Source organism: Variovorax sp. 05L425, from assembly GCF_056397705.1.
The window spans coordinates 1-23,775 of the sequence record NZ_JBFTNY010000036.1 but is presented as its reverse complement, the minus strand read 5'-3'; the positions used below and the strand labels follow the sequence as shown (position 1 = coordinate 23,775).

The window sequence follows — 23,775 nt, the reverse complement described above, 5'->3', positions numbered from 1 at the left end:
CGCCGGAGCACCGCCATGACTAAACAGTAATGCGCTTGGCCGTGGTTTTCATTGGTGTTTTCGAGCGGCGTTGTTCAGACTTCGGGCAACGCAACCAACGACACCCATTGGAGACACCAATGAAGCGACACATGACGTCCCCCTCTAACCGCCGCGCCCCCCGAGCTGCTCTGGCCGCAGCTTTCGCCAAGTATGTCTGCGGCTATTTCGGCGAGCTGCCGCTGCCGGTCGATGAGAACGTCAAGGACCGAATCATCGCCAACGGCTCCAAAGATGTGGCCCTGACGCCTCCCGTCATCGAACCGGTACTGCCCGGGTTGCGCCAGCGCTACAAGAACATTGGCGACGATGAACTGCTGCTGCGCAGTGAATCAAGGATCATCATGCGTAGTTTTAACAAGGTGAAGCTCTACGTAGGGCTCCTCGCAGCATTCCCCCTCGCGTTGGCCGGCTCGAACGCCGGGGCGCAGAGCACCTACCCCGCGCAGCCCATCAAAATGGTGGTCGGCTTTGCCCCTGGGAGTGCGACCGATGTGCTGGCTCGCGTCGTGGCGCAGGGCCTGTCGGAGCGATTGGGTCAACCGGTCGTCGTCGACAACAAGTCCGGGGCCGGAGGGAGTCTTGCAGCGGATGTCGTTGCGAAATCCAAACCCGATGGCTATACGCTGCTGTTCGTGTCGAGTGCGATCGCCGTCAATCCGGCCGTGTATCCGAAGCTCTCATTTGACGTCAACACGGATCTAACGCCCATTTCGCTCGTGGGGCGCGCGCCCGTCGTCCTGCTTGTAAACCAATCGGTCCGCGCGAAGAGCGTGAGCGAGCTTATTGCCGACGCAAAAGCCAAACCTGGCGCACTGAACTTTGGTTCGTCCGGCCAGGGTGGTGCCGCTCACATGGCCGCCGAGCTTTTCGGCATGACCGCAGGAGTGAAGCTGACGCATATTCCGTATCGCGGCAACAGTCAGGCCATCACTGCGCTTCTAGGAGGCGATGTCGACCTGATGATGGACACCCTCATCAACGCAATGCCTCAACTCAAATCACCGAAGATTCGGCCGGTGGCGATCACAGGTGATGCACGGTCGCCACTCGCACCGGACGTGCCCACCTTCCGAGAGATGGGATTGCCCCAGTTCGATGCCAGAGTCTTTTTCGGTGTGATGAGCCCGGCCAACATGCCAAGGACCGTGGTCGAGCGGATCAACAAGGAGATTGCCGCAACGCTGAAATCAAAGGACGTGGCGAAGCGGCTGTCGGAAGCGGGCGGACTGACGCTTGACGGAGGCAGCCCGGAAGAATTCCAGTCCACGCTTCGCAAGGAACTCGCGATGTGGAAAAAGGTCGCCGCGGATGCGAAGGTCGTCGCCGAGTGATGATGACGAATATGCCCGAGCGTGTGCCTGAGCGCTCAGTAGTCGTCTCCCGGTCGATCAACAAACATCGGGCGACCGCTTTCGGGCGCTGAATCTTGCGATCTGAGCTTCTGCATCGGGCTCAGACTCCCACTTCGGTAGCGCGGAGAGCGGCCATTCGATGCTGCGATGGCACTTTCGCCCGAGGGCAAGCGATGAGCTATGTCTGCAGTACCTTAGGACCGGCTGTCGATGGCCCCCGAGCGCAACGCCCTCGGCCCGGTGCGCATCATGGTCACTCACCCACCCCCTAGCTATACTCCGCCCGTCACGCCAAACTCGGCGTGATCGGGTTTGACAGCCCAGATAACACCTCTGCGACGAAAGCCGCAGTGACTCCGCAGGACCTGCGGCTTTTTCGTTCGCGCCTCCTTTTTAGGCGGCTCGGACGGGAGGGCTCACGCCCTGCCGGTTCTCGCAAGGGGTGTCCGGTCTGTCAACCCGTTCGAGCTGCCGCCAACGTTCGCCCTGGTCAACGCAGAATTCGAGCGCCGCCTCCAACTCGTCAAAGCAACCATCGCTTCGATGCAATCGCCTTGAAAGGCGGCTCTGGCCTCCTCAGATATCCCTGTCCAACCCCTGCGCACGCAGCACCGCCTTCAGCCGCCGCACTTCGTGTTCGAGGTCCAGGATCAGCGCAGCGGCATCGAGACTCACGCCGAAATCGCGCTCCAGTCTTCTCGCGTCAAGCGCGCATTGCAGATCGGTGCTTTGAAAGCGCCATTGCTCCGGCTTTTCGGCGGGCGCTTGCGATTCGATGATGCCGATCTCGACCAGTTGCACCACCCACTCGATCTCCGCGCCGCAGGCGTGGGCGAGTTCGGTGGCGGCGAGGGGATGCGAGGCGCTGAGCGCCGTGGTCGTGACAGAAACTGTGGCCATGGTCGTCACACTCCGAGATGGCGGCGCGGATCGAAGGGGGCCGCCTGTGCAAGTTGTTCGTAAGCCTTGCGGGCCGCGTCGGTGTCTGCGGGCGGCAGCGCAATCTCCAGCAGCAGGTAGAGATTTCCGGGCGGCTTGCCCGGCAGCCCGCGTTCCTTGAGCCGCAGCTTGAGGCCGTTGCGCGCGTTGCGCGGCACGGTGACCTCGACCACACCGCCGCCCGGTGTCGGCACCTGCACCTGGGCGCCGAGCGCGCCTTCGGTCGGCGTGATGGGCAGCGTCATGTAGAGGTCGCGGCCCTCGATGCGGTAGAGCGGGTGCGGCGCGATGCGCACTTCGAGGTAGAGGTCGCCCGCAGGCTCGCCGCCATGGCCGGGCATGCCCTGGCCGGCGAGGCGGATGTACTGTCCCGGATGGACGCCGGCCGGAATCTTCACGCTCAGCGTGCGCGTCTTCCATTCGGGCACGCCCTGCGCATTGATTTCCTGCGAGCGCAGGGTGATCTCACGTTCGGCGCCCTTGAGGGCATCTTCGAGCGCGATATCGATCGCGGCGTGGTGGTCTTCGCCGCGCGCGCGGTAGTTCCGGCGCTCGGCGCCGCGCCGCTCGGCCGCGCCGAACAGCGACGAGAAGAACTCGCTGAAGTCCGCATGATCGGCTGGGCCCGCGTGCGGACCGCGATGAAATTCGAAGCCTTCGTCCCAGTTCGGTGGCGGCTGGAAGCTGCCGTCGGGACTGCCGCCGCGCGCGACATGGTCGGCGAGCTGGTCGTAGGCGGCGCGTTTTTCCTTGTCGCGCAGCACGTCATTGGCCTCGTTGACGTCGCGCATCCGTGTCTCGGCGTCAGGCTCCTTGCTCACGTCGGGGTGGTACTTGCGCGCGAGCTTGCGGTAGGCCTTGCGGACCTCGTCTTCGGAGGCGCCGCGTTCGAGGCCGAGGATCTTGTAGTAGTCCTTGAAGTCCATGGTCGGTAGATTTCCTGAAGATCCGGGCGAGCGGGGGACGATCAGGCCACGGCCGCTCCGCCTTCCACCTGCTGCATGAGCGGTGTCATGCGCCAGGTGGTGCCGCTGCGCTCGAAACGCAAGGGCTGCGCGTTGCCGAGAACGCTCAGGTCGACGGGCACGCCGAGCAGTGCAGCGAGCGCATAGAGCGTGCCGCCGTGCGCGACCAGCAGCACCGGGCCGGGATGCGTCAGCGCGTGTTCGATGGCGGCGCGCGATCGATCGACGAATTCGGACAGCGTTTCTCCGCCCTCGGGTTCGCAGGCCCAATCAATGTGGAGGGACGAGGTGCCGATCAGCGCGCCGAAATTGCGCTCGCGCAGGCCTTCGAGCACCACGGGCGCGATGCCGTGCGGGGCCGATACCGTGTGCGCAGTGGTCAGCGCGCGATTCACGTTGCTGCTCAGGATGCTCCGGATCGATTCGCCAGCGAGCAATTCGGCGGCGCGCGCTGCCTGCTGCAGTCCCAGCGTGCTCAAGGGCTCGTCGACCGACTGGAAGATGCGCCGCGCATTGCATTCGGTCTGGCCATGGCGCAGGAAGTAGAAGTGGTCGCACGCCGGTGCGAGCGGTCGGGCGGCCGCGAGTGCGGCGAGTTGTCGGAGTCCTGCTGTCATCTCAAAGGAGCCATTCGATGGGGAGGATTTCGAGGAAGTTGATCCAGCCGCGCTTGAGGGCTTCCGCGCCTGGTTCGGTGGTGTAGGTGGTGGTCTTGCCTTCAGCGTCCATGTCGGTCCATTCGATGCCGTGGCCGTCCGGCTGAAGGCGCACCAGGTAGGACTTGGCCGGAATGACCGACTCGAACTGCTTCGTCAGCATCTCGGCGAACTCGGGGCTCTCGATGATCACGCCCATCTCGGTGTTGAGCCGGGCGGAGCGCGGGTCGAGGTTGAAGGAGCCGACGAAGATGCGTTCGCGATCCACGGCGAAGGTCTTGGCGTGCAGGCTCGACGCTGAACTGCCGCCGCTGCCGCTGCCGCCGCTTCCCGGAAAGCCTCGGCGCTGATCGTCGCTCTTTTCAGGCGGAGGCACGGCCGAACCGGGCTTGAGCTCGTAGATCACTGCGCCGCTTTGCAGCAGATCCTTGCGGTACTTGGAATAGCCGGCATGCACGGGACTGACATCGGTGGCGGACAAGGAGTTGGTCAGGATGCGTACTTTCACGCCGTTCTGAGCCATGGTGGTCAAGGCTTTCGTGCCGTCCTTGCCGGGCACGAAGTAGGGCGACACCAGGTCGATCTCACGCTTCGGATTGCCGAGTGCCTGGATGAGCAGCGGCGCCATCTGGAGATCCTTGCGACTGCTGGACTCGAGCACCTTCGCGGGATCGTCGTGGAGCACATGTGCCGTCGTCCATCCGAAGCTCAAATGATGATCGTCCAGCTGACGCAGGAAAGGCGTCTTGCGTACGGCTTCCATGTAGCGAAGTGCCTCGGGGCTCTGGTGGACCTTGTCCCAGCCTTCGCGCAAGGTCGTGGCGCTGCCCGGCTGCGCGGGAGCGATCACGCTGGCGGCCGGATAGGCGGATGCGCTGTTCCAGAACAGGTCGAATTCGTTGGAGACTTCGCTCACCACGGGCCCGATGGCCAACACGTCGAGATCCTGGAATCCGACTTCCATGTTGGCGCCGAAATATTCGTCGCCGATATTGCGCCCGCCCACGATGGAGACCAGGTTGTCGGCGGTGAAGGACTTGTTGTGCATGCGCCGGTTGACGCGCGAGAAATCGAACATGAAGTCGCCGGCCCTGAAGCCGCGGTTCGCGAAGGGATTGAACAGCCTGATCTCGATATTGGGATGGGCGTCGAGGGCGGCCAGCGTCGGATCGAGACCGCCGGTGTTGGCATCGTCGAGCAGCAACCGCACGCGCACGCCGCGCTCGGCGGCTTGCCAGACGGCTTCCCAGAGCAGTTTCCCGGTGGTGTCGGCGTGCCAGATGTAGTACTGCAGGTCGAGGCTGCGTTCAGCGAGCCTGGCGAGGACGATGCGCGCCGCGAAGGCATCCTCGGCGTTGGAGAGCGGATGGATGCCGGACTTGCCCGGATTGGCGGCGACCAGTGGACGCACATCCTTGCCGAGGCGGGTGTCGGCGGTGTTCGTGATGGTGGTGGATGGAGTCCGCTCGACGTGTCCCGGCAAGCTGGCGCAGCCGGAAATGACAAGGCCGAGGACGAAGGCGACGAGTACGCGTGAGGCGATCATGGGCTCGGAGCGGTCCATCGAAGACGATGGGGCATTCTAGGCATGTCGCGCCGTGCTCAGAGCTTGGGGATGCGCAAGGTCTTGCTGATCATCAGCGTGCCGGAGAGGGCGAACAGCAGGCACAGCGGGTGCAGCACCCAAAGGCCGAGGGGCCAGGCGCCGCCCCAGATGGCGTCGCCGATACGGCCCTGCCAGGCCGCGAGCGCGAGCACGCCGACGAGGACGACACTGGTGGGGATGGGCGTGCCCTCGAAATACTTGACCTTGTCGGCGCCTTCCGAAAGTGCTTCGGCGGTGACGTTGTAGCGCGCAAGACGGCTGACGCCGCAGCAGACGAAGTAGATGAGGATCACGCAGTCCCAGCCGCCATTGAGTCCCGCCGCGAAGGCAAGCGCGGCGGGCAGCACACCGAAGGAGATGATGTCCGCCAGCGAGTCGAGTTCACGCCCGAGCGCCGAATGCGTCTGCCGCCAGCGCGCGATGCGGCCGTCGAACACGTCGAAGATGAAGGCAGCCGGTGCAAGCGCGGCGGCCCAGAAGAAATGAGTGACGGACTGGCTCCCGATGTAGGCCATCGCGAGGAAGATGGCGCCGACACCGCAGGCCGCATTTCCGAGCGTGAAGAAGTCGGCCAGATGGAAACCCCGGATCATCGAAAAATGCTTGCGGGGCGGGCGCTGGGTGGGGGTGGAGGTGGCCATTCTTGGAATCCTTGGGCGAGCTTTCGGCACACCTTAGCGCATGCGGCCGTGGGTGGGTGTAGGTTGCGGCTCCGTCGCTGCGTCCAACTCGTGCTGAATGCGCTCTCTCAGCGCCAGCAGCGCCGGCGCGAGTTCGCGCACGACCGCGACAAATGGCTCCGCCGTCGACACGCTCACATTCAAGGCATAGTGCGAGCCCCTGAACATCAGCGGCGTCGCAACCGCGACGACTTCGGGTTGCCACGCAGCGGCGCAGTAGCCGTGTTCGTCCACGCTACGGATTGCCGCTGCGAGCGCCGGCCCGAGTGCTGCCCATTGCGCACGGCGGACCCGACGGAAGTATGCGAGCAAGACCTTGCGCTGGTCCTCCGTCGCGCTCGCGAGATAGGCGCGGCCAAGGGAGGTCAGCTCCATCGGAACACGCTGGCCTGAAACGACGGTTCGCAGAGACGGCCGCCGGTTGTAGCGGATCGATTCGAGGTAGACCATTTCGTCTCGGTCGGGAGCGGCCAGCCCGACGTTGACTCGATGTGCCTGGGCGGCGACGCGCATGTGCGGCGCTGCAATGGCGAGCGCGGTGGAACCGCTGCGCATGGCGTGCGCCAGGCTGAGTACCGGAGGAGCCAGCCGATACGCCCTGGTCCTTGGTTCCACCTGCAGGTATCCCGATCCCACGAGCGTTTGTGTCAGGCGGCTCACCGTGGCGCGGGAAAGCCCGGTTCGCTCCGCAATGTCAGCGTTGCCCAGCAGCTCCGAGCCGGGACGGAACGCTCGCAGGATCTCGATGCCCCGCTCCAGAGACCTGTTCGCGGGGGATAGGCCGGGCTTCCGGGCCCCGAGCGAGCGCGCATGTGTTGGCGAATTCATGAGATTCAGGTGCACCCCAGCAAGGCCGGACGACGGACCAGGCAATTTTAGTGAATTCCACTGCTTGGAATCGAGGGGATGTCAAACGGAAGGAGGCTTCCTAAGCTATTGCTCTGACAAAGACCTATGCCCGCGTGGCAGGAGACAACCCATGACCTTGCTCTTCCGTTCCTTTCTGCGCCGTTTGGCCAGTTGCCTGGCCGTGACCGCGCTGGGAGCCTCGGCAGCCTTCGCTGCCTTCCCCGACAAGCCCATCAAGCTGGTCGTACCTTTCGCCCCTGGCGGCGGAACCGATGCCATTGCACGTGCACTGGGCGTCGGCATGTCCAAGGCGCTGGGCCAGTCGGTCATCGTCGACAACAAGCCCGGCGCGGGCACCATCATCGGCAGCGATGCCGTGGCCAAGAGTGCTCCTGACGGCTATACGGTGCTGGTGTCGACCTTTGCGCATGCCGTCAACCCAAGCCTGATGGCCAAGCTCCCCTACGACACGCAGAAAGCGTTCGCGCCGGTCGTCTTGCTGGCGCGAGGTCCGAACGTCCTCGTGGTGCGTGAGGACAGTCCTTACAAGTCGGTGGCAGACGTGGTTGCAGCCGCGCGTGCCAACCCCGGGAAGCTCACCTATGCCTCGCAGGGCAACGGCACTTCGGCACATCTTGCGGGCGAGATGTTCACGAATCTGGCCAAGGTACAGATGACGCACGTCCCCTACAAGGGCGCCGGCCCGGCCCTGACCGATCTGCTCGGGGGCCAGGTCGACATGATGTTCGCCACGGCCGCAGCTGCCTCATCCCAAGTCGCTGGCGGCAAGCTGCGCGCAATCGGGGTCACCTCGCCACGCCGCGCGCCGGCCCTGAAGGATGTGTCCGCCATCGCGGAGACCGTTCCCGGCTATGCGGTCGAGAGCTGGTACGGCCTGTTCGTCCCGGCGGCCACACCGATCGACGTGATCGGCAAGCTGAACGCGGCGGCGAAGAAGGCGACCGAGAGTGCCGAGTTTCGCAAGATGCTCGAACCGGAAGGTCTTACCGTGAGCGCCGGTACCCCGGCCGAACTCGGTGACTTCGTCGGCTCCGAGACCACTCGCTGGTCGCGGATCGTCAAGGAAAACAACGTCAAGGTCGACTGAGATCGAAGGAGGATGCATCCCATGGACTACGCCCTGATCCAACTGCAGGTCGAGCGCGGCATCGCCACGCTCACCTTCAACCGCCCCGAGAAGCGCAACGCGATGAGCGACGAGCTGCGCACCGAGTTCATCCACGCCCTGGAGTGCGTCGCCGCCGACAAGGGCATTCGAGCCTTGGTGCTGACAGGTGCCGGCAAGGGCTTCTGCGCCGGCGGTGACATCGCGGGCATGGAGCGCCGCATGAATGCGCCGGCCGGCGAGATCGCCTTCAATGGCTGGCACCGGCAGCAACGTGTACATCACACGCAAGCGTTGCTGCACACGATGCCCAAGCCAGTGATTGCGGCCGTGAACGGCGCCGCATCCGGCCTTGGCGCGGACACCGCGCTCGCATGCGACTTCATCATCGCCAGCGAGTGGGCCAGCTTCACCTGGTCCTATATCCACCGCGGCATCATCCCTGACGGCGGCGGCATGTACTTCCTGCCGCGCCGGGTCGGCTTGCCAAAAGCCAAGGATCTGATCTTCACCGGGCGCAAGGTGGACGTCGACGAGGCACTCGCCTTGGGTATCGTGGACCGCAAGACCACCGCGGACCGGCTCGTGGCCGATGCCCAGGATTGGGCTGCCGAATTGAGCAAGGGCTCCGCGACAGCGCTCGCGCTCTCCAAGACGATCCTGAACCAGACCTTCGAGCTGCCGGCCCAGCAAGTCTTCGCCCAGGGCAGCCAGGCGCAGGGCATCTGCTACACGAGCACCGAACACCGCGAATCGGTCCAGGCCTTCCTGGCAAAAGCCAATGTCAACTCCAACGGTACTGCCAAGGGATGATGGACATGGAAGCCCTCTCCCGATTGCTCCAGCCCCGAAGCGTCGCCGTGATCGGCGCCTCGGGCGATCCGGCCAAGACCGCCGGCCGGCCGGTGTCGTACCTCCTGAAGCATGGCTTCTCCGGCACGGTCTACCCCGTGAACCCGAAGCTCGATCGCATTGGCGAGTTGCCCTGCTACCGCGACGTGGCCTCGCTGCCGGAGGTTCCTGACGTGGGGATCGTCCTGTTGGGTGCGGAGCGGGCCCACGTGGCCGTTCGCGAGCTTGCCGATCGCGGCACCGCCGCGGCCATCGTGCTGGCGAGTGGCTACACCGAGACCGGCGAGGAGGGCGCTCGGCGCCAGCAGCAACTATTGGAAGCTGCAGGGAACATGCGCATCCTGGGCCCCAACACCATCGGCCTGGTGAATTTGACCGACGACATCGTGCTCTCGGCCAGTGGTGCGCTCGAGATGGATCATTTCCATGCAGGTGCCATTGGCGTGGTGTCGCAGAGCGGCGGCATCCTCGGTGCGCTGTTGTCGCGTGCCACGGCCCGGGGCATCGGGCTGTCGAAGCTGGTCTCGACCAGCAACGAGGTGGATCTTGAGTTGGCCGATTTCGTCGACGCGCTGGTCGACGATCCGGCAACGCGAGTCATCGCGCTGTACATCGAAGCGATCCGGTATCCAGAGAAATTTCGCGCTGCCGCGCTCAAGGCCGCGCGTGCTGGCAAGCCCATCGTCGCCTTCAAGATCGGGCGCTCCGAGGCGGGCGCCAAGGCTGCGGTGTCGCACACGGGCGCGCTGGCCGGCGCTGACCGCATGTACGACGCCTTGTTTCGCCAGACCGGCGTGATTCGCGCGCAGAGCTTCGGCGATCTGCTCGACATCCCGGCCGCCCTCGCGACAGGGCGCATCCTGCGCGGCAAGCGGGTCGCCATCCTGACCTCCACCGGCGGTGCCGGCACACTCGTGTCCGACAGCCTGGGTGTTTCCGGATTCGAGACTCCCGTGCCGGATGAACAAACGGCGGCGGCCTTGCGAGCCTTGCAGACCGGCGACCACGCCGCGCTGGATCGCAATCCGATCGACGTCACCCTGGCGGGCCTGCAACCGGATCTGTTGCGCGGTGCCATCAAGACACTGCTGGCGAGTCCGACCTATGACGCCCTGGTCATCATCGTTGGTTCCTCGGGCGTCGGCAGGCCCGAGTTGATGGCCGGCGCGATCGAGGACTGCCTGACGCATTCAGACAAGCCTGTGCTCGCCTACGTCAGCCCGCATGCGCCCGAAGCCGCGACGCTGCTCACGCAACGCGGCGTACCCGCGTTCGTTTCTGCGGAAAGCTGTGCGGCAGCGCTGGCGGGGATGTTTCAGGCGAGCGAATGGAAAGCGCCGGCCGTGCAACCCGCCTCCGAAGCTCGCGCGCAAACGCATGACCTGCCCCCAGGCTCGCTGGATGAGGCGCAGGCCAAGGAGCTATTCGCATCTTTCGGCGTGCCCTGCGCAAGAGAGCTCGTCGTCGAGGACGGAGAGGCGGCCGAGCGCGCCGCGCGCGAACTTGGGGGGCGGGTGGTCCTGAAGATTCTCTCCAGCGACATCACACACAAGAGCGATGTAGGCGGCGTGGCCGTCAACGTCTTGCCCGAAGAGATTGCAGCGCGGCTCGACGCGATGGCGGCCGAGGTGGAGCGAAATACAGGCGTTCATCCCAAGCGCTTTCTGGTGCAGGAGATGGTGAGCGGCGGCATCGAACTGATCCTCGGCATGCACCGCGATCCGCTCGGCACGGCCATCCTGCTCGGCATGGGAGGGGTCACCGCGGAACTGTTCAATGACACGGCGATCCGCCTGCTGCCGGCGGAAGGCGGACTCACCAGGCAAGAGGCCTTGGCCATGGCACGCGAGCTCAAGACCTGGCCGCTGCTCGATGGCTTTCGTGGACGCCCCAAGGCTGACGTGCAAGCGCTGGTCGATGCCATCGTCGCCTTCTCGCGCATGGCCGCGCAACTGGGCGATCGACTGGCGGAGGCCGAGATCAATCCGATCTTCGTGCTCCCCGACGGTGCGGGCGTGCGTGCCGCCGATGGCGTCGTCGTGCTCCGCTGAGGCGAAGGGCCAGGGGCGAGCGGAGGTCGATGGACGACGCCAAAGGCGAGCGCCCCCGTCAATCAACCAAGGAGCCCGGTATGCGGTGCGGCTGGGGCGACCCTTCTGCGCCGCCGAAGCGCGCAGCTTCAGGCGGATCAGGGCCGCGCGTGTTTGAGCCGGAGGCGAGTTTCGCGCGGACCCCGCCTGAAGCGAGCACTGCAGGGAAGCCCGAAGGGCCGGCGCAGCGGGGTCGCCCCAGCCGCACCGCATACCGGGCGGACCCCAAAGACGAAACGAAAGATCAGTAAGCCAACCGAACTAGCTGCGACCCGCGTCCGCGTCGTGCGCTTCGGCGATGCGCGCGAAGCGGCCGAGCAGTCCGGACGCCGACGCGGTGGGCTTCACGCCGTCGCGCAAGGCCGCCGGGTCCGCGCCTTCGGAGCGCAGCGACTCCGCAAGATGCTCGACGTAGCCGCGCATGATCTCGTCGTCGAACTCCGGATGGAACTGCACGCCCCATGCGTTCTCGCCGATGCGAAAGGCTTGGATCGGCTCGAAATCGTTGCCGGCGAGGCGCACCGCGCCGTCGGGAAGCCGCAGTGCGCTCTGGCGGTGGACCACATGCGCATCGAAGCGCTTCGGCAGATCGCGCGCCAGCGGATCGTCCGCGGCCTCGGGCCGCAGTTCGACCTGGACCGTGCCGATTTCCATGCCGACCGGATGATCGCCGGCCTCGCCGCCGAGCGCGTCGGCCAGCAACTGATGGCCGAAGCAGATGCCCAGCACCGGCGTGCCATGCGCCACCAGTTGCGCGAGCCATGCACCGGTGCACTCGCTCCACGGCTCGCGGTGCGAGACCATCGCGTGCGAGCCGGTCACGATGGCGCCGGAGATTTCAGCGGGCGCCGGCAGCGTGTCGCCACGGCGCGGATCGAGCACCATGACCGGCAGCCGCGTGTCGCCGAGGCCGGCGACGATCCAGTGCTCGAAGTCGCCATGTTGTTCGCGCAGCGCATCGAAGGTTTCGCCGGCCTTGATGATTGCAAGGGGGCGGGGGGAGATATCTTCCATCCCGCAATCATGCCGCACCCGTTCGAGCCGGCAGATGCACGCGGCTTAATTTTGTTCGCCGGCCTCGATCGTGCGCTCGACCTGATGCGCGACCTCCAGCACGAGGTCCTGCCGCTGGGGCGATTCGCGCCAGCGAAGGCGCAGGCCGGTTTCCCAGTCGGGGTGGCTGCGTGCCGGCTGGGCGGCATGGACCAGATCGACGAGCGCGCGCTGGTCCGTCGCATTCGCGGTACTGGTCGCGATCCTGTCGACCGCCGCGTGGCCGCGGTGTTCGAGTGCTCGCATCAACCTGAGTTGCCAACCCATGAGCACGAAGAGCACGCGGTCTTCCACCGTGAGTTCGTGCACGTCGCGCAGCTTGTTGGCGAGCTTGCGGCCCAGCGGCCCCAGGCCTTGCGACATCGCGCCGCCGATCGCGCCGCCGAGCGCCGCGCCTGTGCCCAGCGACAGGCCAGCCAGCGCGATATCGGCCACCACGCCGACCGCCGCACCCACGGCGACACCCTTGCCAAGCAGGATGCCGGCGTCCTTCAGCGCCTCCGGATGGAAGAAGTCCATGGTCCAGCGCCCTTCCAGTAGCGGCAGGGACGCCTCGTCCGCGTCGCCTTCGCGGAAGCCGTAGAGCGCGAGCAGGTCGTCGGTGCAGCGCTGCGCCTTGTCGAAAAGGGATTTCTGCAAATCGGCGATCAGGCGCTTGCGGCCCCGCTCGTCCGCGAACTCGGCGCCGGTGGCGGTACGGCGCATTGCCGTTGCGTCGACCAGCAGTTCGGCAATGCGCCTGCTTGCGGCCTGGCGGCGTTGGGCGAATTCCGCTTCGAGCGATGCGGCGACGCTGTCCAGCAGGGCGCGCCGGTCGCGCAGCAGTGTCGACAGATCGCGATACAACTCGCGCTCCGCGCCGACGAAGGGCGCCGCCGCGTCGAAGCGCACGACCACGTGCAAGCCGTAGGCCGAGAGCAGGTCGCGCCAGGCCGTCTCGCGATTGGCAGGGTGGCGCACGAAGTTCAGAACCGGCAACACGGGCCGTGCGCATGCATTCAACAGTTCGATTTCCGCCCGGAACTTGGGTAGCACGGGTTCGCGCGCATCGATCACCAGGAAGGCGGCGTCGACGTCGAGCAGGGCGCGTAGCACCTTGGCCTCCTGCTCGAACACGCCGTGCGCTTCGGGGCCTTGCAGAAAGCGGCGGATGCGGTCCGGCGGCGTCAGGCTCTTGTCGAAGACCTCGAGATGCTCGCGCAGCGCGACGGCGTCTTCGAGGCCCGGCGTGTCGAAGAAGCGCACCGCGGGCGCACCGTCGACGACGAGATCGATCGTCTCGACGTGCCGCGTCGTGCCGGGGCGTTCCGAAACATCGCCGAAGTTCACACGCCGCGTGAGGGTGCGCAGCAGCGACGTCTTGCCGGCATTGGTGTGGCCGACCACCGCGATGCGGATGGGGTTGTCCTTCGTCATTTCCAGTCGTGGAGCAAGGGCTCCAGCGCATCGCCGGCGGGGATGCCGTCGAGGTTGGCGTCGGTCAGCCAGGCGTGCCAGCGTTGGCGCGCGTCGTCGTCCACCACCGCGCCGAAGAGCCACAGCCGGCAATCGCCGCACAAGGCCATGACCTCGCGCAAGAAACGTTCGGTGCCGCGGTCCGGGCTGGATCCTGCGTGGCAGCCGACGAGCACGCGCCGCGGACGGAGGCGGGCGAGCGCATCGAGCAACTGGTGCCGCGCCCCGGCGCTGCCGTCGATGCGCATCGACGTCGCGCCGCGCATCTCGAGCGCGGCCGGCGGCCACGGAAGTTCGTCCGGCAATTCGAAGCCGATGGCCATCAACGCATTGGTGGTGTCGCCTATCGCCAGGTTGTGCGGCACCAGGTGAGGCAGGGGGCCGGGATCGGCGTCGACGATCCTGGGTGGGGCGAGCGCGTCGAAGCGTGCGAGCAGTTTGCGGTAGTAGGGCTGCGACAGATCGGGCCGCACCGCCTTGCTGCGCATCCGGCAGACCGCGGCGCTGAGTGCGGCGAACGCCATGCGCGGCAACAGGCCATAGACGATGAGGCACCCTGTGAGCCACAGCGCCAGGTCGCGCTGGCCCGAGGCGGCCGCCATCGGCGAACGCACCGCCTCCTCGTCGGGAACCGGAAAACCGAGCTGCGCGGGCAGGTGGCCCAGCCATTGAACGCCGCGCACGAAAAAGTCCGGATCGAGGATCGTGGTTTCCCAGTTCAGCGTGTAGTTGCGAAACGAGAGCGCGAAGAGCATCGCCACCAGGACCACGGCGAACGAGAGCGACCAGATGGCATGGCTCACGAACCCGAGCGCCCAGGGCAGCAGCCGGGCGCGGGCCAGAAGCCGCGTGACAGCGCGCAGCAGCACCGGCGACTGCCCGCGACGGCCACCGGCGACGCGCGCCGTGAGCGTCAGCCACAGCCAGCCGAAGGAGGCATTGAAGGAGCCCAGCGGCAGGACCAGCCCGAAAAGCCAAAGCACCAGGGTCAGCAGGTGCAGCCCCAGCAGGCTGGCCAGCGCGACCACGACATTGATGCGGCGCTCGCCGCCACCCAGCACGTTGCTGGCGAGCGAAAGGCCGGCCATGACGATGAGCGCGACCAACCCCAGCAGCACCCAGGGCGCCCACGCACGTGCGCGAGAAATCTCGGGCTGGAGACCGACGCGCTGTCCCAGGATGCGCGCGCGTTCCTCGATCCGCCCGGCGCCATCCGGCCGAAGGTGGGTGGCTTCGCGCATGGCCTGCGCGTCGTCGAGCGGCCCGGTCTCTTCGATCAACTGGACCGCCTCGGTGATTGCCGCGTCCTGGAACGAAGAGTGATGCGCCACGGGATTCAACAACTTTCCTTATCTACACAAGCAAGGCCGGCGCACCGGAGGGGTGCGGGAAATTATGCCCGTGGCAAGTTAGCTGATGGCACACGAAAAAGGGCCGCAGCGCGGCCCCGTCATCCCCGCGCGGGGGGTGGAGGTGAATGAGGAGGGCGCGGCTTCAGCGCAGGCCGAAGAACGAGAGCACGGCAACCACGACCACGACCAGACCGACGATGTAAATGATGGAATTCACGGTGGAAACTCCTCTGTTGAAGACGAGTCCAGCATGCCATTCGCCGGGATTTGCGATGTCGGCGGGCGGCACCGCCCACTGTAGGACTTGCGGGTCAGACTGTCGATGGCTCGGCTTCGGCGTAGTCCTCGTCCTCGCTGCCGTCGCCGAGGAAGCCGCCGCTCTGGTGCGCCCACAGGCGCGCGTAGAGCCCGCCTTTCGCCAGCAGCGTGCGGTGGTCGCCTTCCTCGACCACGCGGCCTTCGTCGAGCACGATCAGCCGGTCCATCGCGGCGATGGTCGACAGGCGGTGCGCGATCGCGATCACGGTCTTGCCTTCCATCAGTCGATAGAGACTGGCCTGGATGGCAGCCTCGACCTCGGAGTCGAGCGCGCTGGTGGCTTCGTCGAGCAGCAGGATCGGCGCGTCCTTGAGCATCACGCGCGCGATGGCGATGCGCTGGCGCTGGCCGCCGGAGAGCTTCACGCCGCGTTCGCCCACATGGGCCTCGTAGCCCCGGCGGCCGTTCGGGTCACCGAGCGACTGGATGAACTCGTGCGCCTCGGCGCGTGCGGCGGCGGCGTGGATCGCGGCCTCGCTGGCATCGGGCCGGCCGTAGGCGATGTTGTCGGATACGGAGCGGTGCATCAGCGAGGTGTCCTGCGTCACCATGCCGATGTGGGCTCGCAGGCTGTCCTGCGTGACGTGCGCGATGTCCTGGCCGTCGATGAGAATGCGGCCGCCGCTCAGGTCGTGAAAGCGCAGCAGCAGGTTGACCAATGTCGACTTGCCGGCGCCCGAACGGCCCACGAGGCCGATCTTCTCGCCGGGCGCGACCGTGAGCGAGAGGTCGTCGATCACGCGCCGACCCGCGTCGGCGTAGCGGAAGCTCACGTGCTCGAACCGGACCTGGCCGTGCGGCACCCGAAGCTCGGCGGCCTCGGGCGCATCGACCACGGTGCGCGGGCGCGACAGCGTCCTCATCCCGTCCTGCACCGTGCCGATGTTCTCGAACAGGCTCGTCATCTCCCACATCATCCAGTGCGACATCCCCTGCAGGCGCAGCGCCATCGCGGTCGCCGCGGCCACGGCGCCGATGCCGACCGACCCATGCGACCACAGCCACAGCGACATGCCCGCCATGCCGGCGGTCAGGCTCATGCTGAGTGCGTGGTTGGTGATCTCGAAGGCGCTCACGAGCCGCATCTGGCCGTAGCCGGTGTGCATGAATTCCTTCATGGCGGCGCGCGCGAAGCCGGCCTCGCGCTGCGTGTGCGAGAAGAGCTTGACGGTGGCGATGTTGGTGTAGGCGTCGGTCACGCGGCCGGTCATGAGCGCGCGCGCGTCGGCCTGTGCCTTGCCGATCTTGCCAAGGCGCGGCACGAAGAAGAACAGCTGGACGGCATACAGCAGCACCCACGCCAGGAAGGGCAGCATCAGCCTGCGGTCGAGCACGGCCGACAGCACGATCATGGTCGCGACGTAGACGCCCATCGCCACCAGCATGTCGGCCAGAACGAAGATCGCGTCGCGCACGGCCAGCGCGGTCTGCATGACCTTCGCCGTGATGCGGCCCGCGAACTCGTCCTGGTAGAAGGCCATGCTCTGGCCGAGCATGAGACGGTGGAAGTTCCAGCGCAACCGCATCGGCAGGTTGACCGCCAGCGTCTGGTGCTTGACGATGGTCTGCAGCGCGACCACGCCGACGCTCGCGAGCATCGCGATGCCCAGCCAGGTCAGCGTCGTGCCGCGGTCTTCCCACAGGCGCTCCGGCGCCTGCCCGGCGAGCCAGTCGACGATGCGGCCCAGCACCGCGAACAGCAACGCCTCGAAGGCCGACACCGTGGCCACGAGCAGTGCCATGGTCGCGATCATTCCGCGCAGGCCGTGACTGCAGGCCCACAGGAATGCGAACAGGCCGTGCGGCGGCAGCCGGGGTTCGGGAGGCGGGTACGGGTGAAGGAGTTTTTCGAAGAAGCGGAACAAGGCGAGCGGTCTCCAATGAGGCGCCACTGTAGCGGCGCAAGGGGCATTCCGCGCGGAAAGGGTTATGGAACGAAGAACGCAGGGCCACCCAATTGCGAGCCCACGAAATCGATGAAGCTGCGCAGCTTCGGCGCCATGTATTGCCGGCTCGCGTAGACCGCGAACAGCGTCACCGGCGGGGTCGCGTAGTCCGGGACCAGCCGCACCAGCCGGCCCTCGGCCAGATCGTCGTCCACCAGCCATTCGGGCAGGAACGAGATGCCGACGCCGGCATGCACCGCGTGCAGCGTGAGCGTGGTGTCGTCGGACTTCATCACCGGCTGCAGCCGCAACGGCGCCTGCCGCCCGCCGGGGCCCTTCAGCGCGAAGTTCTCGAGGTTGACGTAGCTGGGCACGATAGCCGCCATCTTCGCGAGATCCGCGGGTGTCGCCGGAAGGCCGGCCCGCGCAATGCAGTCGGGCGTGGCGACCAGATGAAACTGCAGGCGGCACAGCGGCCGCGCGAAGAGGGCGGGCGAGGGCTCCTGCGTGGCGCGCAGCGCAAGGTCGTAGCCGTCGGCCGCCAGATCGACCTTGCGGTTTTCCAGGTGCATGTCGACGAGCACTTCAGGGTAGCGCTCGCGGTAGCCGGCCAGCACGCGCGCGAAACGCGGCGTGGCGCACCACACGGGCGCGCTGACCTTGAGCTGCCCGCGCGGCGTTTCGTTCTTCTGGCCGATGGCGGCTTCGGCGGCATCGAGCAGGTCGAGCGCGCGTCGGCTCTGCTCGTACCAGGCCTGGCCGGCTTCGGTCAGGCTCAGGTGCCGGCTCGAACGGTGCAGCAGGCGCGCGCCCAGCGATTTTTCGAGTTGCGCCACGTGCTTGCTCGCCATCGGCGCGGAGATCCCCAGGCGCTCGGCCGCGGCGACGAAGCTGCCGGCGTCCACCACTTCCCGGAACACGCGCAGACTGGTCAGACGATCCATCATGATTTCCTGCCGGGAAACGAATCGATGAATCGTAGCCTATCGATTTCTCGCACAGAAATCTCTAGACTGGCTGCCAAGGAGCAATCCATGAGCAACACCACGAACGCCACCCACACCACGCAACGTCTTCCCACCTATTTCATCTCGCACGGCGGCGGCCCCTGGCCGTGGATGAAGAAGGAAATGGGCCCCACCTACGACAAGCTGGAAGCCGCATTGGCCGACATGCCGCGCCAGATCGGCCGCACGCCGGCCGCGATCCTGATGATTTCGGCGCACTGGGAGGAGCCGGCCTTCACCGTGATGGGCAATCCGCGTCCACCCATGATCTACGACTACGGCGGCTTTCCCGAACACACCTACCGCGTGCACTACGACGCCCCCGGCTCGCCGGAGCTCGCTCGCCGCGTGCAGGGCTTGATCGAGGCCGCGGGCCTGCCCGCGCAGACGGACGCCGAGCGGGGCTTCGACCACGGCACGTTTTCGCCGATGGTCGCCATCTATCCGAAGGCCGACGTGCCGGTGGTGCAACTGTCGCTGCGGCGCGGGCTCGACCCGGCCGAACACCTGGCGCTCGGCCGTGCGATTGCGCCGCTGCGCGACGAAAACGTGCTGATCGTCGGCAGCGGCCTGAGCTATCACAATTTGCGCGCGTTCGGCCCGCAGGCGCGCGATGTGTCGAAGGCCTTCGACGACTGGCTCAACGACACCGTGGTCCGCACGACCGCCGGCCAGCGCGACGAAAAGCTGCTGCAGTGGTCGGTGGCGCCGGCCGCCCGCATCGCGCATCCGCGCGAGGAGCACCTGATACCGCTGATGGTCGCGGTCGGCGCGGCGGAGAACGAGGCGGGCGAGCGCGTCTATCACGAAGACGCGTTCATGGGCGGCATCGCGGTGTCGAGCTTCCGGTTCGGCGACGCAGCGGCGTGATCCGGCGGGGCCGGCGCGGCACAATCCCCCGGTGCCCTATTACTCGACCTTTGAACCGCAGGCTGAGGCCGACGCCGTCCGCCTGATCGAGCGCGTCGATGCGCTCTCCACCCATCACGACGTCGAGCACGGCGGCGTTCGCATTCGATGGCGCCGTTTCGGCACTGACGATTCGCATCCGCCGCTGGTGCTGCTTCACGGCGGGCACGGCAGCTGGATGCACTGGCTGCGCAACGTCGAGGCGCTATCGGCCACGCGGACGCTGTGGCTGCCCGACATGCCGGGGTTCAACGATTCCGGCACGCCGCCCGAGCCGGCGCCCGGAAAGACCGCGCTGGACGGGCTGCTCGATGCACTCGGTGCGACCCTCGACAGCCTGATCGGCGCAGGCACCGAGATCGATCTGGGCGGTTTTTCCTTCGGCGGGCTGGTCGCCTCGAAGTTCGGCGCGCGGCGTGGCGGCATCCGGCGAATGGTCCTCATGGGCAGCGGTGGACACGGCACGCTGCGCCGGATGACGGTGGAGATGATCAACTGGCGCGCCGCCGAGGATCGCGACGAGGAACGCGCCGCGCTGCTTCACAACCTCGCCGCACTGATGTTGCACGACAAGTCGGCTATCGACTCGCTGGCTTTCGCGATCCACGACATCTCGTGCCACGGCACGCGCTTTCGCAGCAAGGAAATCTCGCTTGCCGGGGGCCTCCAGGTGGCGCTGGAGACCATCGGCGGCCCGCAACTGCTGATCTGGGGTGAGCATGACGTCACGGCCGACTCGCGTCCGCTGGTGGCGCAACTCGTCGCCGGGCATCCGCTGCGCGAAGGCGCGGTGGTCGACGGCGCCGGGCACTGGGTGCAGTTCGAGCGCGCGGACGAGGTCAACGCGCTGCTGCTGCGGTTCCTGGCCTAGACGAGACAGGTTGAGCGCGGAGGCGTGCCGATCAGGCTTCCCGAGGCCGAAAAATGAAAGTTGCAAGGCGTCAGGAGCGCCGGCGAGTCACTTTGCGAGTCCCAATATGCGGTGCCGGGTCGGTGTTGAAATGTGCGTACGTATCGACATCGAAGAACGATACCGAGAGCATCTTGTCGACAGGTAGTACGAGCCGAAACTTCTCTGCGTCGCTGCTGCCTTCCATAAGGCCTGATCGATGCGGCTCTTGTTGAGCTTGTTGAGCACCATCGGGCCGATTCGACCCAGGGCCACAGAGATCAGGCATACGATAAAGAAGCCAAGTTGCGGGGGTATGTTTTCTGGTGACTTGAGCAATGGCTTGGCGATGCCGATAAGCGTCGCTTCGACCGCAGGAAACCATGCATATTGATTCAGGGCCCAGTAGATGCCTGCGAAGATCAACAGCGAGATGACGAACAGGCACACACCATGATAAGCAACACGAAAGTACAGCCTGTGCCCGTCTTCACGAGCAACCTTGTACTTGAGCGCCGTATAGCCGACGATGAACTGATGCCCGCCGATGAGCGGCAGCAGGAGGGCGATTGTCGGGTCCAAGCCGGGCCGATTATTTGGCGGCGCGGGCGGCGGCCTCCCGCAGACGGGCAACTGCGGTCAACTGCTTTTGAACGATCGCGTTCTGCAGCGCTACGTTCGCGTCAATCGACGCGACGCCCTTGTCAGAAATGTTGTACTGAACAACAGGGGTTGGAGCCTGACGCTTCTGGGGAGAAGGGGCAGCTGCGAGGGTGCGGGCAGCAACCGACATGATCCACTCCGGGTAGTTGGTGACTTTCTTCAATTCATTATAGGTTCGGCAGAACCGCCATTAATCTCTCCACGAGTTTGTGGTGGCCCGCCGTGGATCAAGGCTCGGACTGGCCTAGCCAGGCAGCGACGCCGAGTTCTTCCGCCAGAACGCGGCATCCGGCAACGTCCCCGCGCCGGCCGCCGCGTTTTCCGCCATGTGCTCGGCCCGGCTCGTGCCGGGAATGGTGCAGGTCACGGCCGGATGGCTCAGCACGAACTTGATCAGCACCTGTGCCCAACTCGTGCAGCCGATTTCGGCCGCCCAGCCCGGCAGCGGTTTGTCGCGCAGCCTGCGCAGCAGCCCACCGCCGCCGAAGGGCAGGTTGACGATCACGGCCACCCCGCGTTCGCTCGCAAGCGGCAGCAAGCGCTGCTCGGCCGCGCGCGCATCGAGCGAATAGTTGATCTGCAAAAAGTCGAGCTTCTGCGCGCGAAGCACGGCTTCGACTTCGCCATACGCCGATTCGGTGTAGTGCGTGATGCCGATGTAGCGCACGCGGCCCTTGTCCTTCCAGCCGCGAAGGGTCGCGAGGTGCGTTTTCCAGTCGACGAGGTTGTGGACCTGCATCAGGTCGATGCGCTCGGTGCGCAGTCGCGTGAACGATTGCTCCATCTGCGCGATGCCGGCCTCGCGGCCCGAGGTCCAGACCTTGGTGGCGAGAAAGGCCTTGTCGTGCTGCTTCGATGCGGCGAGCAACTCGCCGGTGGTTTCTTCGGAGCGGCCATACATCGGCGAACTGTCGATCACCGTGCCGCCGGCGGCGAACAGGGCATCGAGCACGCCCGGAAGCCGCTGGTATTCGACGGTGCCGGGGCGTTGGTCGAAGCCGATCCAGGTGCCGCAGCCGACCACCGGCAAGGCTTCCTTCGTGGAGGGAATGGGGCGGGTGTTCATCTTCGGTCTGCCTTGCTGTGCGAGGGAAGGGAGCGCGACGCCGGCGCACAGCGCCATGCCCAGCCGCAGCAACTGGGTGCGCGTGAGGAGGAAGCCGCCGTCCGTCATCGCACGTTCAATGCCTGGCTCAGGGTTCGCGGGCGAACATCGCGTTGATCTCGCGATGGCTCACGGCCGTGCTGGCATAGGTGAAGGTGCCGTGCTCGCGCATCTCGTTGGCGGCGCGCAGGAAAGCGCCCATTGCGGCGCGGGCCAGCGAACCGCCGACGCTGATGCGGCGCACGCCGAGTCCGAACAGCGTCTTCGCGTCGAGGGTGACGGCACCGAGGCCCATCAGCACGTTCAGGGGGCGGTCGATTTCGCGCAGCACCGTCGAGATGTCTTCGCGGGTCACGAGGCCGGGCGCATAGAGCACATCGGCGCCGGCTTCCTGGTAGGCCTGCAGGCGCGCGATGGTGTCGGCGAGGTCGTTGCGGCCGTGGAGATGGTTTTCGGCGCGCGCGGTCAGCGTGAAGGGAAAGGGCTGCGCGCGGGCCGCTTCCACGGCGGCGCGGATGCGCTCCACCGCAAGCTCGCGGCCGTAGATGGGATCGTCGGGGCGGTTGGTGGCGTCCTCGATCGATCCACCGACGATGCCGGCCTCGGCCGCGAGCCGGATGGTCTGCGCGACTTCCTCGGGATCGTCGCCGAAGCCGTTTTCCAGGTCGGCGCTCACGGGCAAGTCGATGGTCGAGAGACTTCGGAGATGCGCGAGCACATCGTCGCGCGAGATCGCGTTGTCAGGCCGGCCGAGCGAGAAGGCCAGGCCGGCGCTCGTGGTGGCCAGTGCCTTGAATCCCATCCGGGCGAGCAGGTGCGCCGTGCCGACGTCCCAGGGGTTCGGAATGATGAATCCCTCGCTGGATTCGTGGAGGGCGCGGAAGGTCCGAAATAAGGGGTATCCAGTTAGCTCCACTGGGCGCACAATAACTGGATGGATGTCCATATCGTAGTGCCGGAAGCCGGGAAGGACTACCCCCGCAACTGGAACGAGTTCCTCGACTGGTTTGGCTCCGAGGAAGCGTGTCTGGCCTATCTGGAGCGCTTGCGCTGGGGAGCCGGATTTGTCTGTCCGCGCTGCGGCAGCACGGCCGAGCCGTACCGCGCCAGCCGCACCCGGCTGATGTGCCGGGACTGCAAATACCAGGGCAGCGTGACCGCCGGCACCATCTTCGAGAAGACGCGAACGCCGCTGCGCGTGTGGCTGGCCGCGGCCTGGTACCTGACCAACCAGAAGCAAGGCGTCAGCGCCCTGGGCCTGCAGCGTGTGCTCGGCCTGGGCAGCTACGAAACCGCCTGGGCCATGCTGCACCGGTTTCGCCGCGCGATGGTGCGCCCGGGTCGTGACCGCCTGCACGGCGTGGTGGAGGTGGACGAAACCTATCTGGCGCTGACGGACCGCGAAGTTCCCGCCTCCGCGCAAGGGCGCAAGAGCAATACCTCGAAGATTTTGGTCGCCGTGGCCGTCGAGTTGCTGGAACCCAAGGGGTTCGGTCGGATTCGCTTGCGCCGCATCCCCAGGGATTCCGCCGCCCACGTCATCCCGTTCGTCCAGGACTCCATCGAACCGGGCGCCCAGGTGTGCACCGACGGCTCCGCGGCCTATCGCTCGCTCAAGGACCTGGGCTACGAGCACCAGCGCACGGTCATGCTGGGCTCGGACGCGCCCGCCCATGTGTCCATGGCTGGCGTGCACCGGGTGGCGGCGCTGGTCAAACGCTGGATTCTGGGCACGCACCACGGTTCGGTGCAGCCGGAGCACCTGGACGCCTACCTGGATGAATTCGTCTTCCGCTTCAACCGCCGCACGTCGAGCTCGCGGGGCATGTTGTTCTACCGGCTCTTGCAGCAGGCCGTGGTCACCGCTCCAGTGACCTACGAGGACGTGGTCCAAGCAGGTGCAGCGGGCCGTCAAAAGGGCTAGTATTGCTGGATGAACATCCAGTTATTTCAGTCGGTGGAGCTAAGCGGATACCCCGCA

The 23,775-nt window shown here is 66.2% G+C and carries 23 protein-coding genes; 7 read left to right on the top strand and 16 right to left on the bottom strand.

Annotated elements, in window-relative coordinates; all coding sequences use genetic code 11:
* Window positions 1-131: 131 nt before the first annotated feature.
* The gene (locus tag AC1DN9_RS27660; protein ID WP_478105268.1) at window positions 132-1,373 is read left to right on the top strand and encodes a Bug family tripartite tricarboxylate transporter substrate binding protein; all 1,242 of its coding nucleotides are present in this window, start codon (window positions 132-134) and stop codon (window positions 1,371-1,373) included.
* A 597-nt stretch (window positions 1,374-1,970) separates the two neighbouring features.
* On the opposite strand, the gene AC1DN9_RS27655 is transcribed toward AC1DN9_RS27660, so the two are convergent.
* The 6 genes from AC1DN9_RS27655 to AC1DN9_RS27630 are packed head-to-tail and all read right to left on the bottom strand — an operon-like array spanning window position 1,971 to window position 7,068.
* Complete coding sequence (locus AC1DN9_RS27655) at window positions 1,971-2,294, bottom strand: chaperone modulator CbpM (RefSeq protein ID WP_478105266.1); 324 nt, start codon at window positions 2,292-2,294, stop codon at window positions 1,971-1,973.
* Between the two features lie 5 nt (window positions 2,295-2,299).
* Window positions 2,300-3,259 (bottom strand): DnaJ C-terminal domain-containing protein, encoded by a 960-nt coding sequence (locus tag AC1DN9_RS27650; RefSeq protein ID WP_478105264.1) that lies wholly within the window; start codon window positions 3,257-3,259, stop codon window positions 2,300-2,302.
* A gap of 41 nt (window positions 3,260-3,300) precedes the next feature.
* A complete protein-coding gene (locus tag AC1DN9_RS27645; protein WP_478105263.1) occupies window positions 3,301-3,915 on the bottom strand; it encodes a histidine phosphatase family protein in 615 nt (204 codons plus the stop codon).
* A 1-nt stretch (window position 3,916) separates the two neighbouring features.
* Window positions 3,917-5,518: a phospholipase D family protein gene (locus tag AC1DN9_RS27640; RefSeq protein ID WP_478105261.1), complete on the bottom strand. Its 1,602-nt coding sequence runs from the start codon at window positions 5,516-5,518 to the stop codon at window positions 3,917-3,919.
* 38 nt (window positions 5,519-5,556) lie between these two features.
* The gene (locus AC1DN9_RS27635) at window positions 5,557-6,201 is read right to left on the bottom strand and encodes a CDP-alcohol phosphatidyltransferase family protein (RefSeq protein WP_478105259.1); all 645 of its coding nucleotides are present in this window, start codon (window positions 6,199-6,201) and stop codon (window positions 5,557-5,559) included.
* 33 nt (window positions 6,202-6,234) lie between these two features.
* A complete protein-coding gene (locus AC1DN9_RS27630) occupies window positions 6,235-7,068 on the bottom strand; it encodes an IclR family transcriptional regulator (protein WP_478105258.1) in 834 nt (277 codons plus the stop codon).
* 151 nt (window positions 7,069-7,219) lie between these two features.
* On the opposite strand from AC1DN9_RS27630, the gene AC1DN9_RS27625 reads away from it, so the two are divergent.
* From AC1DN9_RS27625 to AC1DN9_RS27615, 3 genes are read left to right on the top strand one after another with little or no spacing between them, the layout of a single operon-like run.
* Window positions 7,220-8,197, top strand: coding sequence for a tripartite tricarboxylate transporter substrate binding protein (locus tag AC1DN9_RS27625; protein WP_478105256.1), 978 nt, complete (start codon window positions 7,220-7,222; stop codon window positions 8,195-8,197).
* Between the two features lie 21 nt (window positions 8,198-8,218).
* Window positions 8,219-9,028 carry an enoyl-CoA hydratase/isomerase family protein gene (locus tag AC1DN9_RS27620; protein ID WP_478105254.1) on the top strand — a complete coding sequence of 270 codons (810 nt, stop codon included), beginning with the start codon at window positions 8,219-8,221 and terminating at the stop codon, window positions 9,026-9,028.
* Between the two features lie 5 nt (window positions 9,029-9,033).
* Window positions 9,034-11,118 (top strand): acetate--CoA ligase family protein, encoded by a 2,085-nt coding sequence (locus tag AC1DN9_RS27615; RefSeq protein WP_478105253.1) that lies wholly within the window; start codon window positions 9,034-9,036, stop codon window positions 11,116-11,118.
* 300 nt (window positions 11,119-11,418) lie between these two features.
* On the opposite strand, the gene AC1DN9_RS27610 is transcribed toward AC1DN9_RS27615, so the two are convergent.
* The 6 genes from AC1DN9_RS27610 to AC1DN9_RS27585 form a co-directional block, all read right to left on the bottom strand.
* A complete protein-coding gene (locus tag AC1DN9_RS27610) occupies window positions 11,419-12,171 on the bottom strand; it encodes a glutamine amidotransferase (protein ID WP_478105252.1) in 753 nt (250 codons plus the stop codon).
* 45 nt (window positions 12,172-12,216) lie between these two features.
* Window positions 12,217-13,626, bottom strand: a complete 1,410-nt coding sequence (locus AC1DN9_RS27605) for a GTPase/DUF3482 domain-containing protein (RefSeq protein WP_478105251.1) — start codon at window positions 13,624-13,626, stop codon at window positions 12,217-12,219.
* Entirely contained in the window at window positions 13,623-14,996 is a 1,374-nt protein-coding gene (locus AC1DN9_RS27600) for a DUF2868 domain-containing protein (protein ID WP_478105249.1), read from the bottom strand. The genes AC1DN9_RS27605 and AC1DN9_RS27600 overlap by 4 nt, the downstream gene beginning before the upstream one ends.
* Window positions 14,997-15,159: 163 nt before the next feature.
* Window positions 15,160-15,306, bottom strand: coding sequence for a hypothetical protein (locus tag AC1DN9_RS27595; protein WP_478105247.1), 147 nt, complete (start codon window positions 15,304-15,306; stop codon window positions 15,160-15,162).
* A gap of 22 nt (window positions 15,307-15,328) precedes the next feature.
* The gene (locus AC1DN9_RS27590) at window positions 15,329-17,200 is read right to left on the bottom strand and encodes an ABC transporter ATP-binding protein (protein WP_478105245.1); all 1,872 of its coding nucleotides are present in this window, start codon (window positions 17,198-17,200) and stop codon (window positions 15,329-15,331) included.
* 62 nt (window positions 17,201-17,262) lie between these two features.
* Window positions 17,263-18,165: a LysR family transcriptional regulator gene (locus tag AC1DN9_RS27585; RefSeq protein ID WP_478105243.1), complete on the bottom strand. Its 903-nt coding sequence runs from the start codon at window positions 18,163-18,165 to the stop codon at window positions 17,263-17,265.
* Window positions 18,166-18,255: 90 nt separating this feature from the next.
* On the opposite strand from AC1DN9_RS27585, the gene AC1DN9_RS27580 reads away from it, so the two are divergent.
* Both AC1DN9_RS27580 and AC1DN9_RS27575 read left to right on the top strand, forming a co-directional pair.
* A complete protein-coding gene (locus tag AC1DN9_RS27580; RefSeq protein WP_478105241.1) occupies window positions 18,256-19,098 on the top strand; it encodes a DODA-type extradiol aromatic ring-opening family dioxygenase in 843 nt (280 codons plus the stop codon).
* Window positions 19,099-19,129: 31 nt separating this feature from the next.
* A complete protein-coding gene (locus AC1DN9_RS27575) occupies window positions 19,130-20,008 on the top strand; it encodes an alpha/beta fold hydrolase (RefSeq protein ID WP_478105240.1) in 879 nt (292 codons plus the stop codon).
* An 87-nt stretch (window positions 20,009-20,095) separates the two neighbouring features.
* Here AC1DN9_RS27575 and AC1DN9_RS27570 read toward each other — a convergent pair whose 3' ends face one another.
* The 4 genes from AC1DN9_RS27570 to AC1DN9_RS27555 form a co-directional block, all read right to left on the bottom strand.
* Entirely contained in the window at window positions 20,096-20,608 is a 513-nt protein-coding gene (locus AC1DN9_RS27570) for a hypothetical protein (protein ID WP_478105238.1), read from the bottom strand.
* 10 nt (window positions 20,609-20,618) lie between these two features.
* Window positions 20,619-20,852, bottom strand: a complete 234-nt coding sequence (locus AC1DN9_RS27565) for a hypothetical protein (RefSeq protein ID WP_478105237.1) — start codon at window positions 20,850-20,852, stop codon at window positions 20,619-20,621.
* 81 nt (window positions 20,853-20,933) lie between these two features.
* The gene (locus AC1DN9_RS27560; protein ID WP_478105303.1) at window positions 20,934-21,812 is read right to left on the bottom strand and encodes an aldo/keto reductase; all 879 of its coding nucleotides are present in this window, start codon (window positions 21,810-21,812) and stop codon (window positions 20,934-20,936) included.
* Between the two features lie 70 nt (window positions 21,813-21,882).
* Window positions 21,883-22,710, bottom strand: coding sequence for an isocitrate lyase/PEP mutase family protein (locus AC1DN9_RS27555; RefSeq protein WP_478105236.1), 828 nt, complete (start codon window positions 22,708-22,710; stop codon window positions 21,883-21,885).
* A gap of 18 nt (window positions 22,711-22,728) precedes the next feature.
* Here AC1DN9_RS27555 and AC1DN9_RS27550 point away from each other — a divergent pair, with 18 nt between their 5' ends.
* Window positions 22,729-23,718, top strand: coding sequence for an IS1595 family transposase (locus AC1DN9_RS27550; protein WP_478105234.1), 990 nt, complete (start codon window positions 22,729-22,731; stop codon window positions 23,716-23,718).
* Window positions 23,719-23,775: the final 57 nt, after the last annotated feature.

Coding starts and splice junctions, on each gene's coding strand:
- AC1DN9_RS27660 (WP_478105268.1), top strand. CDS start 132: ATGACGTCCCCCTCTAACCGCCGCGCCCCCCGAGCTGCTCTGGCCGCA.
- AC1DN9_RS27655 (WP_478105266.1), bottom strand. CDS start 2,294: ATGGCCACAGTTTCTGTCACGACCACGGCGCTCAGCGCCTCGCATCCC.
- AC1DN9_RS27650 (WP_478105264.1), bottom strand. CDS start 3,259: ATGGACTTCAAGGACTACTACAAGATCCTCGGCCTCGAACGCGGCGCC.
- AC1DN9_RS27645 (WP_478105263.1), bottom strand. CDS start 3,915: ATGACAGCAGGACTCCGACAACTCGCCGCACTCGCGGCCGCCCGACCG.
- AC1DN9_RS27640 (WP_478105261.1), bottom strand. CDS start 5,518: ATGGACCGCTCCGAGCCCATGATCGCCTCACGCGTACTCGTCGCCTTC.
- AC1DN9_RS27635 (WP_478105259.1), bottom strand. CDS start 6,201: ATGGCCACCTCCACCCCCACCCAGCGCCCGCCCCGCAAGCATTTTTCG.
- AC1DN9_RS27630 (WP_478105258.1), bottom strand. CDS start 7,068: ATGAATTCGCCAACACATGCGCGCTCGCTCGGGGCCCGGAAGCCCGGC.
- AC1DN9_RS27625 (WP_478105256.1), top strand. CDS start 7,220: ATGACCTTGCTCTTCCGTTCCTTTCTGCGCCGTTTGGCCAGTTGCCTG.
- AC1DN9_RS27620 (WP_478105254.1), top strand. CDS start 8,219: ATGGACTACGCCCTGATCCAACTGCAGGTCGAGCGCGGCATCGCCACG.
- AC1DN9_RS27615 (WP_478105253.1), top strand. CDS start 9,034: ATGGAAGCCCTCTCCCGATTGCTCCAGCCCCGAAGCGTCGCCGTGATC.
- AC1DN9_RS27610 (WP_478105252.1), bottom strand. CDS start 12,171: ATGGAAGATATCTCCCCCCGCCCCCTTGCAATCATCAAGGCCGGCGAA.
- AC1DN9_RS27605 (WP_478105251.1), bottom strand. CDS start 13,626: ATGACGAAGGACAACCCCATCCGCATCGCGGTGGTCGGCCACACCAAT.
- AC1DN9_RS27585 (WP_478105243.1), bottom strand. CDS start 18,165: ATGGATCGTCTGACCAGTCTGCGCGTGTTCCGGGAAGTGGTGGACGCC.
- AC1DN9_RS27580 (WP_478105241.1), top strand. CDS start 18,256: ATGAGCAACACCACGAACGCCACCCACACCACGCAACGTCTTCCCACC.
- AC1DN9_RS27560 (WP_478105303.1), bottom strand. CDS start 21,812: ATGGCGCTGTGCGCCGGCGTCGCGCTCCCTTCCCTCGCACAGCAAGGC.
- AC1DN9_RS27550 (WP_478105234.1), top strand. CDS start 22,729: ATGGATGTCCATATCGTAGTGCCGGAAGCCGGGAAGGACTACCCCCGC.